We start from the raw sequence: 315 nt of genomic DNA on the forward strand, positions 1-315 counted from the left end.
ATCTTTAGCTCAGCTGGATAGAGCAACGGCCTTCTAAGCCGTGGGTCAGGGGTTCGAATCCCTTAAGGTACACCATATGGTGGGCGTAGTTCAGTTGGTAGAGCACCAGATTGTGGCTCTGGGTGTCGCGAGTTCGAGTCTCGTCGCTCACCCCATATTGGGATATCGCCAAGCGGTAAGGCAACGGACTTTGACTCCGTCATTCGCAGGTTCGAATCCTGCTATCCCAGCCAAAATGTGATTTGCTAGCTCAGTCGGTAGAGCACGTGACTTTTAATCACGGTGTCCAGGGTTCGATTCCCTGGCAGATCACCA

The 315-nt window shown here is 52.7% G+C and carries 3 tRNA genes; all 3 read left to right on the top strand.

The window, feature by feature from the left end:
* Positions 1–79: 79 nt before the first annotated feature.
* A tRNA-His gene (locus QP548_RS16850) sits at positions 80–155 on the top strand.
* Between the two features lie 3 nt (positions 156–158).
* Positions 159–233: transfer RNA gene (locus QP548_RS16855), tRNA-Gln, on the top strand.
* 6 nt (positions 234–239) lie between these two features.
* Positions 240–315, top strand: a tRNA-Lys gene (locus QP548_RS16860).

Origin of the sequence: Clostridium sp. UMB9555A, from assembly GCF_030222355.1 — a bacterium.
In the GTDB taxonomy this organism is placed as follows: Bacteria; Bacillota; Clostridia; order Clostridiales; family Clostridiaceae; genus Sarcina; species Sarcina perfringens.